Annotated in this window: 14 protein-coding genes; 8 read left to right on the forward strand and 6 right to left on the reverse strand. The window is 51.7% G+C overall.

Annotation, left to right across the window (positions count from 1 at the left end; all coding sequences use genetic code 11):
* Window positions 1–329: 329 nt before the first annotated feature.
* A complete protein-coding gene (gene hemE / locus C9I92_RS23210) occupies window positions 330–1,397 on the forward strand; it encodes a uroporphyrinogen decarboxylase (RefSeq protein WP_047885289.1) in 1,068 nt (355 codons plus the stop codon).
* Window positions 1,398–1,540: 143 nt separating this feature from the next.
* On the opposite strand, the gene C9I92_RS23215 is transcribed toward hemE, so the two are convergent.
* The gene (locus C9I92_RS23215) at window positions 1,541–2,152 is read right to left on the reverse strand and encodes a uracil-DNA glycosylase family protein (protein ID WP_047885288.1); all 612 of its coding nucleotides are present in this window, start codon (window positions 2,150–2,152) and stop codon (window positions 1,541–1,543) included.
* Window positions 2,153–2,214: 62 nt separating this feature from the next.
* A complete protein-coding gene (locus C9I92_RS23220; protein ID WP_047885287.1) occupies window positions 2,215–3,135 on the reverse strand; it encodes a D-2-hydroxyacid dehydrogenase in 921 nt (306 codons plus the stop codon).
* 98 nt (window positions 3,136–3,233) lie between these two features.
* On the opposite strand from C9I92_RS23220, the gene C9I92_RS23225 reads away from it, so the two are divergent.
* Both C9I92_RS23225 and brnQ read left to right on the forward strand, forming a co-directional pair.
* The gene (locus C9I92_RS23225; RefSeq protein ID WP_047885286.1) at window positions 3,234–3,821 is read left to right on the forward strand and encodes a YjaG family protein; all 588 of its coding nucleotides are present in this window, start codon (window positions 3,234–3,236) and stop codon (window positions 3,819–3,821) included.
* 507 nt (window positions 3,822–4,328) lie between these two features.
* Complete coding sequence (gene brnQ / locus C9I92_RS23230) at window positions 4,329–5,639, forward strand: branched-chain amino acid transport system II carrier protein (RefSeq protein WP_047885285.1); 1,311 nt, start codon at window positions 4,329–4,331, stop codon at window positions 5,637–5,639.
* Between the two features lie 114 nt (window positions 5,640–5,753).
* On the opposite strand, the gene C9I92_RS23235 is transcribed toward brnQ, so the two are convergent.
* Window positions 5,754–6,809, reverse strand: coding sequence for a CNNM domain-containing protein (locus C9I92_RS23235; protein WP_047885284.1), 1,056 nt, complete (start codon window positions 6,807–6,809; stop codon window positions 5,754–5,756).
* A 227-nt stretch (window positions 6,810–7,036) separates the two neighbouring features.
* Between C9I92_RS23235 and hupA the strand changes: the two genes are divergently transcribed.
* Window positions 7,037–7,309 carry a nucleoid-associated protein HU-alpha gene (gene hupA / locus C9I92_RS23240; RefSeq protein ID WP_047885283.1) on the forward strand — a complete coding sequence of 91 codons (273 nt, stop codon included), beginning with the start codon at window positions 7,037–7,039 and terminating at the stop codon, window positions 7,307–7,309.
* A 40-nt stretch (window positions 7,310–7,349) separates the two neighbouring features.
* Window positions 7,350–8,051 carry a DUF1481 domain-containing protein gene (locus tag C9I92_RS23245; protein WP_047885282.1) on the forward strand — a complete coding sequence of 234 codons (702 nt, stop codon included), beginning with the start codon at window positions 7,350–7,352 and terminating at the stop codon, window positions 8,049–8,051.
* A 128-nt stretch (window positions 8,052–8,179) separates the two neighbouring features.
* On the opposite strand, the gene purD is transcribed toward C9I92_RS23245, so the two are convergent.
* Window positions 8,180–9,469, reverse strand: a complete 1,290-nt coding sequence (gene purD / locus C9I92_RS23250) for a phosphoribosylamine--glycine ligase (RefSeq protein ID WP_047885281.1) — start codon at window positions 9,467–9,469, stop codon at window positions 8,180–8,182.
* Window positions 9,470–9,697: 228 nt separating this feature from the next.
* Window positions 9,698–11,299 carry a bifunctional phosphoribosylaminoimidazolecarboxamide formyltransferase/IMP cyclohydrolase gene (purH, locus tag C9I92_RS23255; RefSeq protein ID WP_047885280.1) on the reverse strand — a complete coding sequence of 534 codons (1,602 nt, stop codon included), beginning with the start codon at window positions 11,297–11,299 and terminating at the stop codon, window positions 9,698–9,700.
* A 216-nt stretch (window positions 11,300–11,515) separates the two neighbouring features.
* Between purH and zntR the strand changes: the two genes are divergently transcribed.
* From zntR to C9I92_RS23270, 3 genes are all read left to right on the forward strand, one after another.
* On the forward strand, window positions 11,516–11,935 hold the full coding sequence (zntR, locus tag C9I92_RS23260) for a Zn(2+)-responsive transcriptional regulator (RefSeq protein WP_047885279.1): 420 nt from the start codon (window positions 11,516–11,518) through the stop codon (window positions 11,933–11,935).
* A 142-nt stretch (window positions 11,936–12,077) separates the two neighbouring features.
* A complete protein-coding gene (gene ppnP, locus C9I92_RS23265) occupies window positions 12,078–12,359 on the forward strand; it encodes a pyrimidine/purine nucleoside phosphorylase (protein WP_047885278.1) in 282 nt (93 codons plus the stop codon).
* 276 nt (window positions 12,360–12,635) lie between these two features.
* Window positions 12,636–13,856 (forward strand): tyrosine-type recombinase/integrase, encoded by a 1,221-nt coding sequence (locus tag C9I92_RS23270; protein ID WP_047885277.1) that lies wholly within the window; start codon window positions 12,636–12,638, stop codon window positions 13,854–13,856.
* 65 nt (window positions 13,857–13,921) lie between these two features.
* On the opposite strand, the gene C9I92_RS23275 is transcribed toward C9I92_RS23270, so the two are convergent.
* Window positions 13,922–15,454, reverse strand: a complete 1,533-nt coding sequence (locus tag C9I92_RS23275; protein ID WP_047885276.1) for an anti-phage dCTP deaminase — start codon at window positions 15,452–15,454, stop codon at window positions 13,922–13,924.
* Window positions 15,455–15,748 lie beyond the last annotated feature (294 nt).

The raw sequence follows: 15,748 nt of genomic DNA on the forward strand, positions 1-15,748 counted from the left end.
GCATGCCGATTTTGGGGCGATAAATGCGTGGGGGGAATGAGTGTGAATAATGCTGGTGGATATGATGATGGCAGCAGAGGTATCGGGGTTGTGCCGGAAAAATAAAAAAACCCTCCGTCCGGAGGGATAAGGTGCAGTTATTTTGCCTTCTACAAGCAAAATCATTGTTATTATTGCTAGCGCGCAGAATTTGTACCACGAGTCAGAATCCAGCCGCAATTATGTTGACTGGATTGTTGTTATAAACTTGATCCGGTTAACAATTGGCCCCTTTAGTTGCCTGCTTGTAATGTTACAATACGCCGCAGAATTTCATCATGGAGTCCCTAATGAGCGAATTAAAGAATGACCGCTATCTACGTGCTTTGTTGAAACAACCGGTCGACTGTACCCCGGTATGGATGATGCGCCAGGCTGGCCGTTATCTACCTGAGTACCGTGCCACGCGTAGCGTAGCCGGCGACTTCATGTCACTGTGCAAAAATGCAGAGCTGGCCAGTGAGGTTACTCTGCAGCCACTGCGTCGTTTCCCGTTGGATGCCGCTATCCTGTTCTCTGACATTCTGACGATTCCGGATGCGATGGGACTGGGGCTGTACTTCGAAGCTGGCGAAGGCCCGAAATTTGAGCGGCCGATTACCTGTAAGGCTGATGTCGATAAAATCGGCCTGCCGGATCCGGAAGGCGAGCTGCAGTATGTGATGAATGCTGTTCGTCAGATCCGTAAAGACCTGCAAGGTGAAGTGCCGCTGATCGGTTTTTCCGGCAGCCCATGGACGCTGGCGACCTACATGGTGGAAGGCGGCAGCTCAAAAGCGTTCACCAAAATCAAAAAGATGATGTATGCCGATCCGGCGACCCTGCACGCGCTGCTGGATAAGCTGGCAGACAGTGTGACCGAATACCTGAATGCGCAAATCAAGGCTGGCGCACAGTCGGTGATGGTGTTTGATACTTGGGGTGGTGTGCTGACGCCGCGTGATTACAACGAGTTTTCACTGCGCTATATGCACAAAATCGTGGATGGCCTGATCCGTGAAAATGAAGGCCGTCGTGTACCCGTCACCCTGTTTACCAAAAATGGCGGTATGTGGCTGGAGCAAATTGCGGCCACTGGCTGTGATGCGGTAGGTTTGGACTGGACCATTGATATCGCGGATGCCAAGCGCCGTGTTGGTGACAAAGTGGCGCTGCAGGGCAACATGGACCCGTCTATGCTGTATGCGCAACCTGAACGCATTCGTCAGGAAGTGGCCACGATTCTGGAAGGTTTCGGTCACGGTGGTACCGGCCATGTGTTCAATCTGGGCCACGGTATCCACCTGGATGTGCCGCCGGAAAATGCTGGTGTGTTTGTTGATGCGGTACACGAGCTGTCTAAGCCGTACCACAAGTAATCGGTGGTGTTTCGCGACCGAGGAATCCGGAAGCGTACCAAGCGCTGTCGCTCAGTGCTGAGCGGCCTGGCGTCGACAGATTGAGTGTTACATGAATGGAAAGCCCATGCAGGTGACTGCATGGGCTTTTTGTTTGCTGGAATCTATCCTTTGACTAACCCCAAATGCTGGTGGACATAGTCCCGGATATACGGCACGACCTCAGCTTCAAACCACGGGTTCTTTTTCAGCCACAAGGTATTGCGCGGAGAAGGGTGGGGCATGGGAATGTAGCGCGGTGCCCACTGCTGCCATGCTTTTACCGTCTCGGTCAGGGTTTTGGGTTTATCGCTCAGATAGCGCTGCTGGGCATACTGGCCAACCAGCAGCGTCATCCCCACGTCCGGCAGCAACGGCCAGACCTGCGGATGCCACTGCGGGGCACATTCCGGGCGGGGTGGCAGGTCACCGGATTTGCCTTTGCCGGGGTAGCAGAGGCCCATCGGCATAATGGCGATTTGCGCCGGGTCGTAAAACGTCGCTCTGTCCAGTTCCAGCCACTGACGCAGTCGGTCGCCACTGGGATCATTCCAGGGGATGCCGGTCTCATGCACCCGGGTACCGGGCGCCTGACCGACAATCATTAACTTCGCGCTGGCCGCGGCCTGAATAACCGGCCGGGGTCCCAGAGGGAGATGATCCTTGCAGATCTCGCAATGACGGATTTGATCCAGCAGGTTATCAAGTTGTTGTGTCTGGTGTGGTGCCTTGGGCATAAAGCCTCCGTCGCGAACGTAAACCTTGCTGTCAGTCAGCACGGTAACAGCATGAGCGCGTTTCAGTAACCGCGCTGAAAATCAATCTGGTAACACAGGGGGGAACCGGTGTGCCAACGGCGGTAATTGTCGGCAAAGATAGCCATGACCTGATCGGGAAAGCTCTCTGCCGCAATGTGCGGAGTCACCGTAATCTGCGGGTGGTGCCAGAACGGATGCGCCGCTGGCAGGGGTTCTTGCTTGAAGACGTCCAGTACCGCATGCGCCAGATGGTTGTGGGTGAGCGCCCATAACAGACTCTCTTCACACACCGCATTACCACGGCCTACGTTGAATAGCAGCGCCTCGCGACAATGCTGCAGGCTGTCCCGATTCAGCAGATCATTCGTCGCCGTTGTTGCGGGCAGGGTAGAAACCACGATATCTGCCTGTGGCAGGGCATCGGCAAGCCGCGATATCGGATAGATCGTCTCAAACGCATCCGGTGATTCTGACGGGGCGGTGCCGGATCGATTGACACCGATTGCCCTCAGACCCAGCGCCGTGGCGGCGTGTGCCAGGTGCTGTCCGATACTGCCGGTGCCGAGAATGACCATGACACGCCCGGCCAGACCACGGTAAGAATGAGGCTGCCATTGCGCATCGGCCTGCTGGCGCTGATACTGGCTGAAATGCCGGTAATGGCTGGCACTATACCCCAGAACATATTCGGTGATGAGTTGGCCGAAGCAGCCGCGGATATTGGTGAGCTGGTAGTCCTGGCGTTTATCCGGTTGGATCAGAGCGTCGATGCCGGCAAAGGTCGACTGCAACCATGCCAGAGCTGAAAAGCACTCCAGTGTATGGGCAATCAACGGGGGATCGGCCAGGATCACATTAGCCTCGGCGGGATCGTCGGTCAGGGTCAAATCCGGTAATCCCTGTTGTGCCAGCAGCGCGGTATAAGTGGCCTGCTGGCGGGAGATGATCATCAGCTTATTCATACTATTCCTTTTTCATCGTGGTGATCCCGCGTCCTTGTATTGCAGTGGTAGGGGGATACAAGTAAGATCCGGTGCAAATCACTACCGCAGATTATTCCATGCTTAAGAATCCAATTCAGCTTCGCTTAGAAAAACTCGAACCTTGGCAGCACATTACCTTTATGGTGTCGCTGTGTGAACGCATGTATCCGAATTATGCTTTTTTCTGTGCCGAAACCGATTTTGAGGACGGTCAGAAATACCACCTGATCCTGGACAGTATCTGGGAATCGCTGACGGTGAAGAACGCCAAGATTAATTTTGAGCGCCAGCTGGAAAAACTGGAAGAGCTGGTCCCTAATGCTGATGATTATGATCTGTATGCCGTCAACCCGGCGATTGATGCCTGCGCAGCGCTGGCGGATCTGCTGCATTGCTTGTTGGATCGTGATCTGATGTTGGAGCATGTGCTGAAAATCAGCGGCTTGTCCGTGGAAACCGTGGCGAACCTGGAAGAAGCACAATTGGGTGAAGCGATCACGGATGACAACCAAAAGCAAAATGAAGCGGTTTGTGCTGAGTGGGATATGCAGTGGGCGATTTTCCGGGCGCTGAAAGAGGCGGAAGGTCGTGACATTGAGCTGATCAAAGGGCTGCGTAAAGAGCTGCGTGAAGATCCGGTCAGTAATATCGGCATTGCCTTATAAGCGGCGACAGTCTCAGAAAAGAGCCCCTGGGCTCTTTTTTTATGGCCATTTTTTACGGCAGTACAGGCTGTGGGTTTATACCGGTTGAGCCAGTCGTTATCATGTTGCTACATTGTTAAGTCGATAATGTGGTTTTTATGCTTTGAAACTGGTCAATTATTCTTTTAGTTGATTACGTAGTAACTCAATCAACTTATTTTATTCGACGTCTTGCCAAGCGCCCGTTCAGGCGTTTATAACAGGAAAGCACCGGGAAGATAACCTTCCTATTCTTTTACTGTCAGCCAGGATTGAGCATGTCTGTTGTCACCCATACAACTTGTTCGTTGCACCGCAGCCAGCGCGCTGTGGCCGCTAACCTGCTCCTCCTGCTCTCTCTGAAACTTATTCGGGGCTGACAGGCCGTACCATTTTTCTGTCAGCCGAGAAGTTGCTGGCAGAGTCACTCCCTATCTATCTCATGTTCTCTCCCTAGTAGCTTCCGGTCTGGCCATACAGAGGAAGACTATGTTAAGTGTACGTAACATCGCCGCGTTAGGCTTTATGACCTTTGCCATGTATCTGGGCGCAGGTAATCTGATTTTCCCTCCGTTTCTGGGTTACCAGGCGGGTGAGCACCTGCTTGAAGGTATGTCAGGCTTCCTGCTGAGCGGGGTCGGGCTGCCAGCGCTGGCACTGATTATGGTGGCTCTGGTACAGGGTTCGGATAACTTGACCGCGGTATTACCGCGTCCGCTGGCAACCAGCTTCTGGATCATGGTCTTCATTGTGATTGGCCCGGCGTTTGTGATCCCCCGCGCGATTACCGTCGCTTACCAGTTCAGCTTTGCACCGTTTGTGGGTGACGCAGCCCTGATACCGTTTTCGATCTTGTTCTGCCTCGCGACCGTGTTGTTTTCCCTGTATCCCGGCAAGCTGGTGGATACACTGGGTAAGTGGTTAACCCCGGCATTGCTGTCCATTCTTGTTGTGATGGCCGTTGTGGCGTGGTGGTTCCCGGCTGGCGCAATGGGCGAAGCGACCGGTCCTTACGTCAGTGGGGCGTTTGCGGAAGGTATCACCCAGGGCTACATGACGATGGATGCGCTGGGCTCGATTGGCTTTGGCTGGGTTATTTTCCGTGCGATTCAAAGCATGGGGGTCAGCTGCCCGAAAGCGACGGCCAAGTACACCCTGATGGCGGCGGTGATGTATGCGAGCGCGATGGCACTGGTTTATGTGTCGCTGGCTTATATTGGGGCAACCAGCGTCAGTTTCAGCACGGAGTTCACCAACGGCGGTGAGATCCTGACGGCTTTCACCACTCACCATTTTGGTGTATTCGGCACGATGTTGCTAGGTGTGGTGATGGTGCTGGCCTGCCTGACTACGGCGATCGGCGTGACAACGGCCGGCAGTGAGTTTTACAGCCGGACGTTCCATAAGGTATCTTACCGTGGCAGTGTGTGGGTCACAATGCTGGTGGCGGCTCTGGTGGCCAACATTGGGTTGGATCAATTGCTGGCGATTACTTTGCCGGCGGTGGTCGCGTTGCATCCGGTGGCGATTGCTTTGCTGATGATCGCGCCGTTGCGCCGAGTCCTAGCGACATCAGGGGTACTGGCCACGGTGGCCACTGCACTGGTGTTCGGAGGTATGGATGCGCTGCACATTCTGGGCAGCATGCCGGAAGCTATGGATGCAGTGTTGAGCCGTGAGTTGCCGCTGTACGGCTATTATGCCGGCTGGATTGTTCCGACTGTCGCTGTGCTGGCAGTCAGCGGGTTGCTGGGGTTGTTGAGCGGGCAGCGCGTGTCGGACGCGGTGGCGGAGCGCTAAGGCTAGCCTAAGCGCGCCACGATACTGATAATTTACCAATAACCACAGATACAAATAACAGAAAAGGGCCATCAGGCCCCTTTCGTTATTTGTATCTGTGGTTTGTTGTTTTACCTACTCGTCATCTTTGCTCTCAATGACGCCGTGCAGTTTCTTCCATTTTTCCCAGCGCTGGTAGGCCAGTTGCTGCATGTCGGTGTTTTTGTCGGCTTCATCCACAATCTCTTCGCCGACCAGATGCTCGAAAATGTCTTCCATTGTGACCAGTCCCTGTACCGTGCCGTATTCATCCACGACCAGCACCAGCTGCGAGCGTTCTTTCATCAGTTGCTCAAACGCTTTTGGCACGCTGGCAGTATTCATGATGACCGGAATCGGACGCATCAGGGTGCCCAGTTCATTTTGGCCACGACCGGCCTGGCTTTCGGCAAACAGCTCCAGGCGGTGGACAAAGCCCAGAATGTTATCGCTCTGCTCGCTGTAAACCAGCGGGCGTGAGAACGGGCTGTCTTTATGCTGGGACAGAAACTCATTGATCGGCTGTTCGGCATCGACCCGGAACAGTACCGGACGCGGCGTCATTATTTTGGTGACGCTGACATCCCGGAACTGGAGCAGGTTGGTCATAATTTTAGACTCGCCCTCTTCCAGCTCGCCGGACTCTTTGGCCAGCATGGCCATGGCAGACAGCTCATCGCGCAGTTTCGGTGCTTCGTGACCGCGGGACAGGCGACGGGTAATTTGCTCGGACACCCAGACAAACGGCGTCAGTGCCCATACCATCCAGCGTAGAATCGACGCACTGGCCGGTGCCAGCTGACGCCAGTAAGTGGCACCGATGGTTTTTGGAATGATTTCCGAGAACAGCAGGATCCCGATAGTCAGTACGCCGGAGAATACGCCCAGCCACTGGCTGCCAAACACGACGGCGGCCTGGGCACCGGCAGTAGCAGCACCAATGGTGTGAGCAATGGTGTTTAACGTCAGAATAGAGGCCAGCGGGCGGTCGATATTTTCTTTCAAAGCCGCCAGGCGAGGAGCGGCGGGATGTTCTTGCTGGCGCAGAGTGCCAATATAACTCGGCGAAATACTCAGTAACACGGCTTCCAGTACTGAGCAGATAAACGAAACACCAATCGCAATTGCGACGTAAATCGTAAGGAGAATCATGCTTACCTTATTAGCTAAATAACGTGAATGCCTATATTAATCGGTGCTGAGGCGAATAAATACAACTATTTCCAAGCACGCTGAGAAGGCATTTTGTGAACTTGCGCTCAGTTTATGGTTAAAGAGCCCGCACCTAAGCACATGATAGCCGACAAACCTTTGCCACACAGGCTTCTTTTGAATTAGAGTTGATGCGTCTTAAGAAAAAACCTTAGAAGGGAAACCTAATGAACAAGACCCAACTGATTGACCTGATCGCTGAAAAAGCAGATCTTTCTAAAGCCCAAGCTAAAATTGCTCTAGAGTCGACTCTGGACGGTATTACTGACGCGCTGAAGGAAGGTGATCAGGTTCAACTAATCGGCTTTGGTACTTTCAAAGTAAATCACCGTGCTGCACGTACTGGTCGTAACCCTCAAACTGGCCAGGAAATTCAAATTGCTGCAGCAAACGTTCCAGCATTTGTAGCTGGTAAAGCACTGAAAGACGCAGTGAAATAATCTATACTCCGCCAGATATTCTATCTGGCGGAGTTTTTCCATGAAGCGCTATTCTCTTTTTCTTCTCATTTCGCTCCTCGCGGGCTGCGCCTCCACCCCCTTAGTTCCGGAAAACTCCATTACGCCTGTCCTGACCCACACTGGTGGTCAGACGCTGGGCGACACCACGACATTGTACTGGTACACCTCGCAACAGAACCGGCCGGTCAAACTGGCGGAGCAGGTTCAGCTGGGTGACGACGGTCATTACCAGTCGGATTACCGTTGGCGTGAGGGAAAGCTACGTGAAATCAAGCGTATCGGTGAGCAGTTGGACGGTCAGCAGCTTGAGCCGTTTAGTCTGCATGTCCGCTACGATACTGAAGGCAACGCGGTGTTCCAGCGTTATACGTTGGGCGGTGAGCTGATCCCACTGTCGTCAGAGCAACTGAGCCAGCTGGTACGTGATGCCGAGCGGGGCATCGACGTGGTAAAGCAGCAACGTAAGGCCGATGTCTCGCTGGTGCAGGGTACCTGGCGCCACGGCCAGTTTCATCGCTGTGGTGATGATCGCCTGTTAGCGGTTAATTTCACACCAGCACTTGCAGATTCCCAGCAGCATCAGTTGCTGGCAGCACAAATGCAGGGGTTTATGCTGGTAACCGGTCAGGTGCGGCGTGATGCTCTGACCGCGAACGGGTTATTGCTGCTGACGCAAACCGCTCAGCCGTGTCTGACTGCCCCGAATTTGCTGGGTAACTGAGCCCGGGGCTGTTCTCTGGGGATGTGTGGCATTTTACTGCTTTCAATTAAAAAACGCGCCCAAGGGCGCGTTTTTTTATGGTTTGAGCACAGAGGCCAGCCGCGGAAGGGGCTCTGCTGCCTGTTTGATCAGGCTTCCTGCTCACGGGCAATTGCCCGGTAGCCAATGTCATCACGGAAGAACATGCCATTCCAGCTGATTTGTTTTGCCAGTTGGTAGGCACGCTGCTGAGCGTCAGACACTGTCGCGCCCATGGCAGTTGCACACAACACACGGCCGCCATTGGTTACCACATGGCCGTCTTTCTCTGTTGTACCGGCCTGGAAGACTTTCTCGCCCTCAACATCCTGCTGCGGCAGACCGCTGATGATATCGCCTTTGTTGTAGTCTGCCGGGTAGCCACCGGCTGCCAGCACGATACCGACAGAGGCGCGTGGATCCCAACGGGATTCCGCCGTATCCAGCTTGCCGTCAATCGCGGCCTGGCACAGTTCCACCAAATCGGACTGCATGCGCAGCATGATTGGCTGGGTTTCCGGATCGCCGAAGCGGCAGTTGTATTCAATGACTTTCGGCGTGCCGTCGGCCATGATCATCAGGCCTGCGTACAGGAAGCCGGTATATGGGGCTCCTTCCGCGGCCATACCGCGTACGGTCGGGTAGATCACTTCATCCATCACGCGCTGGTGGATCGCTGCGGTCACTACCGGTGCCGGAGAGTAAGCGCCCATGCCACCGGTGTTCGGGCCGGTATCGCCATTGCCGACACGTTTATGATCCTGGCTGGTAGCCATCGGCAGTACGTTCTTGCCGTCGACCATCACGATGAAGCTGGCTTCCTCGCCATCCAGAAATTCTTCAATGACCACTCGGTGACCGGCTTCGCCGAAAGCATTACCGGCCAGCATGTCACGTACTGCCTCTTCTGCTTCTTCCAGCGTCATCGCCACGATAACGCCTTTACCGGCCGCCAGACCGTCCGCTTTCACCACGATAGGCGCGCCTTTTTCACGCAGGTAGGCCAGTGCCGGCTCAATCTCCGTAAAGTTCTGGTATTCCGCCGTTGGGATCTGGTGGCGGGCAAGGAAATCCTTGGTGAAGGCTTTTGAACCCTCCAGCTGGGCTGCGGCCTGCGTAGGCCCAAAGATTGGCAGGCCAGCTTCACGGAAGGCATCTACCACACCAATAACCAACGGGGCTTCCGGACCGACAATGGTCAGCGCCACGTCGTTTTCGCGGGCAAAATTGACCAGGCCAGCGATATCTTCAACACCAATCGCTACATTTTGTAGTTTAGGCTCTAGCGCTGTCCCTGCGTTGCCCGGTGCAACAAACACGGTTTCCACCGCGGGGTTTTGTGCGGCTTTCCAGCCCAGTGCGTGTTCGCGGCCACCATTACCAATGATCAGAACTTTCATGTAACTCTTTCTCCTGTCGCTCTTTATCGCGTCGCCAGAATCACAATAACGGCGTCAAAAATGCTTATTTACTAGCGTAAACTCCGCGTTTTTCCTGGTTATTGCAATCCTGGTCTGGCTCAATTCGCTTGCTGATGGAGGTACACCAGGGACGATACGCTTGATGTACAAAATTAAACGAATAACACCCAGGCCGCGGCAATCGGGCCTGGGTGTGAATTCAGGTGCTTAGTGACGGAAGTGGCGCATGCCAGTGAAGACCATCGCCATGCCATGTTCGTCGGCTGCGGCAATTACTTCTTCATCACGCATTGAACCGCCTGGCTGAATCACGCAGGTGATACCGGCTTCCGCCGCCGCGTCGATACCGTCGCGGAACGGGAAGAAGGCATCGGAGGCCATTACGCTGCCCGCAACTTCCAGATTTTCATCTGCGGCTTTGATGCCGGCAATTTTCGCTGAGTAAACGCGGCTCATCTGGCCGGCACCGACACCGATTGTCATGTTGCCTTTGGCGTAGACAATGGCGTTGGATTTCACGTATTTAGCTACTTTCCAGCAGAACAGGGCATCACGTAACTCTTCGTCGCTAGGCTGGCGCTGGGACACTACTTTCAGGTCGTCCAGGCCGACCATGCCCTGATCACGGTCCTGTACCAGCAGGCCACCGTTAACACGTTTCACGTCATAGCCGGTGGTCTTGCCAGACCACTCGCCGCATTCCAGCAGGCGAACGTTCTGTTTGGCGGCAACCACTTGTGCAGCTTGTGCGGAGACGCGAGGGGCAATGATCACTTCCACAAACTGGCGGTCGATAATGGCCTGGGCCGTGGCGGCATCCAGCTCGCGGTTGAAGGCGATAATGCCACCAAAGGCGGAAGTCGGGTCAGTCTGGTACGCGCGGTTGTATGCTTCCAGAATATCGTCGCCCAGAGCCACGCCGCATGGGTTCGCGTGCTTGACGATCACACAGGCCGGCTGGTCGAATTCTTTCACGCATTCCAGGGCGGCATCAGTATCTGCGATATTGTTGTAAGACAGCGCTTTACCCTGAATCTGGTGGGCAGTGGCGACTGACGCTTCTTCCGGATGCTTCTCGACATAGAATGCAGCCGCCTGATGGCTGTTTTCACCGTAGCGCATGTCCTGCTTCTTCTCGAACTGCTGGTTGAAGGTACGCGGGAATTTTGACTCCGCATCTCCTTCTTGATAAAGAGTTGGGTCGCCGTAAGAAGGCACCATGGTACCGAAGTAGTTGGCAATCATGCCGTCATAAGCGGCAGTGTGCTCAAAGGCTGCAATCGCCAGGTCAAAGCGGGTCGCGTGAGTCAGCGAGCCATGGTTGGCTGCCATTTCAGTGAGGACGCGGTCATAGTCGTGGGCATTAACGATGATGGTGACGTCTTTGTGGTTTTTCGCTGCGGAGCGCACCATGGTCGGGCCGCCGATATCGATGTTTTCCACGGCGTCTTCCAGGGTACAGTCCGGCTTGGCCACGGTGGCGGCAAACGGGTACAGGTTTACCACGACCATATCAATCGGGGCAATGTCATGCTCGGCCATGATGGCATCATCCGTGCCGCGACGTCCCAGCACACCACCGTGAATCTTTGGATGCAGGGTTTTCACTCGGCCGTCCATCATTTCCGGGAAGCCGGTATGATCCGACACTTCAGTTACCTTGATACCTTGTTCAGCCAGCAGGCGGGCAGTACCACCGGTGGACAGAATGTCGACGCCACGCTCGGCAAGCGCCTGAGCGAATTCAACAATACCAGTTTTATCAGATACGCTAATCAGCGCGCGGCGGATAGGACGTGCGTTTTCCATTGCGACCATCTCTTTTGCATACACGGGGAATATTTGCCAAAAGCCATCGGGCGGTTGCGGCTGGCTTTTGGTAAATACCCTCGGCTAGAATCGGGAGAGCGGGGTATGCCCGAACAACAGATTCAAGCGGTAAACGCGGCATATTCTACATGAATTCTACCGCTGCGCAAACGTTTGCTTTTTCGTTTTCGGGCGAGATACAGGGAATCGGGTTTTATGTATTTGATTGGTCAGCTGGCAAAGCGTTGTGCGGTCAGCAGTGACACATTGCGATTTTATGAGAAGAACGGCCTGCTGGTGCCATCCGGACGCAGCGAGAAAGGCTACCGGCTGTATAGCGAGGATGACCTGTCCCGCATCCGGTTTATTTTGCGCGCCAAGGCGATTGGGTTAAGCCTGGACGAGATCCGGGAGCTGTTGGATATCCGGCTGGAAGCCTGCCAGCACAGCTGCGCGGAGGTTAAGGCCATTACTCAGGCCAAGCTGGATGAGGTGGACAAGAAAATGGTGGAGCTGCGCCGGATACGCACGGCTTTGAAGAAAATTAACGATGCCTGTTGTGGCCACGTGGATGATGATGCCAGCCACTGCTCCATCCTCGAGGCGCTGGCCGCTGACGAACAGGGAAATGGCTGATATAGCGCAGCGGGACTCCTCTGATGCCAGGCACATTTGAGGAGCAGAATATTTGCCCTCAGGCAGAAGGAAATTTTGTTGGGGGAATGGACTGAACTGTGTTAGCTTCGAAAGACATCAGGAGTTAAAGATAAGGAATATCATGTTGAACGTGAATGAATATTTTGAAGGCCAGGTAAAGTCTATCGGGTTTGAAAGCGGCGGTGAGCGTGCCAGTGTTGGTGTGATGTTGCCGGGTGAATATACGTTTGCGACCGCGGCGCCGGAGCGCATGACGGTGGTCAAAGGGGCCATGACCGTTAAGTTGCCGGGTCATATTGACTGGGAAACTTACTATCCCGGTGATGATTTCGAAGTCCCGGGCGATGCCTCTTTCCATGTTAAAGTCGAGAAAGAAACGGCTTATCTGTGTGACTACCTCTAACGGTCAGTACCCCCTAAGAAACAAAAAGGCCTACATCTGAGATGTAGGCCTGAAAATACGCGGGCTAATTCCAGCGGAATTAGTTCATGCCGTATTATCAAAACCCTTGTCTCCAGTTGTTCTCTTTTGTTTTTTCTCTTCCGTTAATCTCTTATTTTGCAATTGGTTACGGTGGTTTCTTGTTTCTGCTTGTCTTGGTTTGTTTTCGTTTTTGTGGTTAACTCCGTGTACATATCGGGGTACATGAAGATGGCGTGTACCCTGTGAGAGGGAACAATGGCAAAACTATACGACAAACAACTAAAAGCACTTCTAAACAAGCCTCACGATAAAACAACTGTTTATTCCGATGGTGATGGTCTTGGGGCAAGAGTTTCGCCTATGGGCAAGATCCGTTGGCAGTTCCGTTACAAGATTGAAGGTAATAATAAGCGCATAGATTTGGGTGATTACCCAGAGCTATCAATACAGAAAGCGAGAGAGCTGACTAAACAATGTCGGGAGTGGTTGGCCGAAGGCCATGACCCCAAGCTTAAGCGCGATTTGGAGAGAAGTGCAACACTAAAGCCTGTTACAGTACAAGAGGCTTTGGAGTATTGGCTGGTGGAGTATGCAGAAGAAAAACGCGCCAATGCCAGCAAACACCGTTCTCAGTTTGCACGCCACCTTTATCCTTATATTGGGCATTTACCATTGGAACAGACCGAAACTCGGCATTGGCTGGAATGCTTTGACCGAGCAAGAAAAGGCATCCCTGGTAAGCAACGCCCAGCACCCGTTGCTGCTGGGTATGTATTTCAAAACGCAAAACAGGCACTTCGTTTTTGTCGTGTTCGCCGTTATGCCACCAGCAGAGCCTTAGATGACTTGGTTGTAACAGATGTAGGTAAAAAGCAGCAAAAAATCGATCGTGTTTTAACCGATCAGGAGCTAGGTGATGTTTGGAACCTGTTTCAAAATGAACGCTATTTGCCATATTATCGCAATTTAATCAGGCTATTGATGGTCTTCGGAGCAAGAACTCAAGAAGTTAGGTTGTCTAAGTGGGATGAGTGGGACTTTGAGCGTCTAGTATGGACGGTTCCGAAAAGCCATAGTAAAACAAAAAACAAGATCACAAGACCAATACCAGAGCAACTGAAGCCCTGGCTATTGGAGTTGAAAGCAACATATAAAGAAAATGATTATGTACTTGGCGAGTTGAAGAACCCAGAAGCTGTTAGCCAAAATGGGGGACAGTTTTGGAAGCGTTTGGGCCATAAGGAATCATGGACATTACATGATTTGAGACGCACTCTGGATACTCGTATTAATGATCTTGGTATTGCACCACCGTATGTTGTTGAGCAGCTTCTTGGCCATACGATGCCGGGAGTCATGGCTATTTACAACAGAAGCCAGTATTTGCCTGAGAAGGCTGAAGCTTTAAATAAATGGATTGAGTGGCTAGAGTTAATCTCCACTCAACCACACAATGTTGTATTAATGCGTGCTTAAATACATAGAGAAATCGGTATTTCAATCAGATAGGAGCTATTTGCTCCCATCTGATAGTGGGAAGGTTATGTAGTTTGAGGTGGTGGAGTGAGCTTTTTATTCACAATTTCTGCTATGCGGTATTCGTAGTCATGGTAGCTATCTAAGTATTGTGGATCAACGTGGTGGCATTCTATGATGTTGAAATCAATGGCTCTTCCTGATGAATCCTTGCGCTTAGTATTGTATTTAAAGAACGAGTCATAACGGTTTGGAGCTACGCCTTCGAATGGTTCAAATACCACTTTATTTGGCTCTGTACTATCAGTTATAGCATCTCCATGAAGCTGAATTGCAAGGCTTTTTTCATAAGGCTCAATGTAAACGACACGTATGATACCCGCGGCAACTATGTGTCTTGCACAGTTGTGACACGGATAAGTCGTACAGTAGAGTGTTTTATCTTGAGAGCTACATGATGCTTTTCTGGCTAGACTAGTAATTGCATCCATTTCAGCATGAATTGCGCGAGAGTATTCGATAATGGACTTAGCTTTAGTTTCATTAAGAATGCTATTAGCTAATTCTTTAGCCTTACGTTGAGGGATGCTATTGTGCATCAACACGCTTTCAATTTCAGCTTCTAGTATTTGCTTATGTTTATCATTTGAGCAGCGTTTTTGATGAATACACCGAAAGTCATCTGTAGAGTTTGCATCATAGAGGCCTCCCTTATATTTTGGAACATCATTGCACCCAGTAGCGATGATTTGCCCTGTATCATCCATGATAGCGGCACCTACTTGTCTAGAGAGGCATGCAGACTTTAAGGATTCTGAATACGCTGTAAATAGGCCGATTTCGTCATGAGTTGGTGTTATGCCTACCTGGCCATGAATAAGGTTTACAAATCTACTGACGGATTTTCTCATTAGCTTACTTTGATTTGAGAGGTTCCTAATGAAATAATCGGCACTATAAAGAGCTTTCTCTACTTGTTGACCATATGGGTCATCAGCCTTACGGTCTCTTCTTATTAGTTCGTCAATGTGTGAAGCAGCTATTTGCTCATCACTTAAGTTAACTCTTCGTTCCTTCTCTGTTCTGATAAGGCCGATTTGGTAGAAGTTATTTGGATATACTGTTCTGAGAAGACTTATCTCGTCAGGGTGTTTCAGCTGATCAATGATATACGCCACTTTCAGGTCAGTTTTTACGATTTCACCTTCATCTGAACCTGTACCAAAGTGTTTATCTCTGTATACAGTAATGGCATTGATAGCAACTTCGGCTAGAAATGTATTTTTGTGCTTTTTTCGAAGTACATCACCAGCATCTTGTAGTTTCTTGTATCGTTCATAACCCCTCAAATTAGATAGATCACCACCGACAATATCACTTATGTGATCACTAATTCTAATATGATGGACGGTGTATCCAGAGGCTGTTAGCACACTGCTTAATGTTTCTTTTAATGCTTTTACACCGGAACCAATAGCACCACAAAGCCCGATAACTAGCTCTTGGGAACGCCTGTTCTGGATGTGTTTGGTAGTACTTTCTGGTGTTAAGCCATCTGATGGTGATGCTTGGGGAGGGGCAACAGCTACAACTGTCATTGTACATCTCTCATATTCTACAAGGTTCAATTAACCCTGTAGACTATAAGAGTAGTGCAATTCGGCAAGTTACCATTTTAGTTTTTTTGCAGCTGCTAACACATTTTTTTGAGATTTCTCACTTTTTCGAACTCTAGAGCCAATAGGCACGACATTAGAATAGCAGTTGTTATCATTCTGCTTTGCGGCTTTGGTTTCTTTTTCCTCTTGTCTGATTAGAGATAGCATAGTGAGTCCTACTTGCTTGGGGTGAGATAACAGGTTGCGAATTGTACAGCTTCCGTACATCAATTC

Source organism: Photobacterium ganghwense, from assembly GCF_003025595.1.
In the GTDB taxonomy this organism is placed as follows: Bacteria; Pseudomonadota; Gammaproteobacteria; order Enterobacterales; family Vibrionaceae; genus Photobacterium; species Photobacterium ganghwense.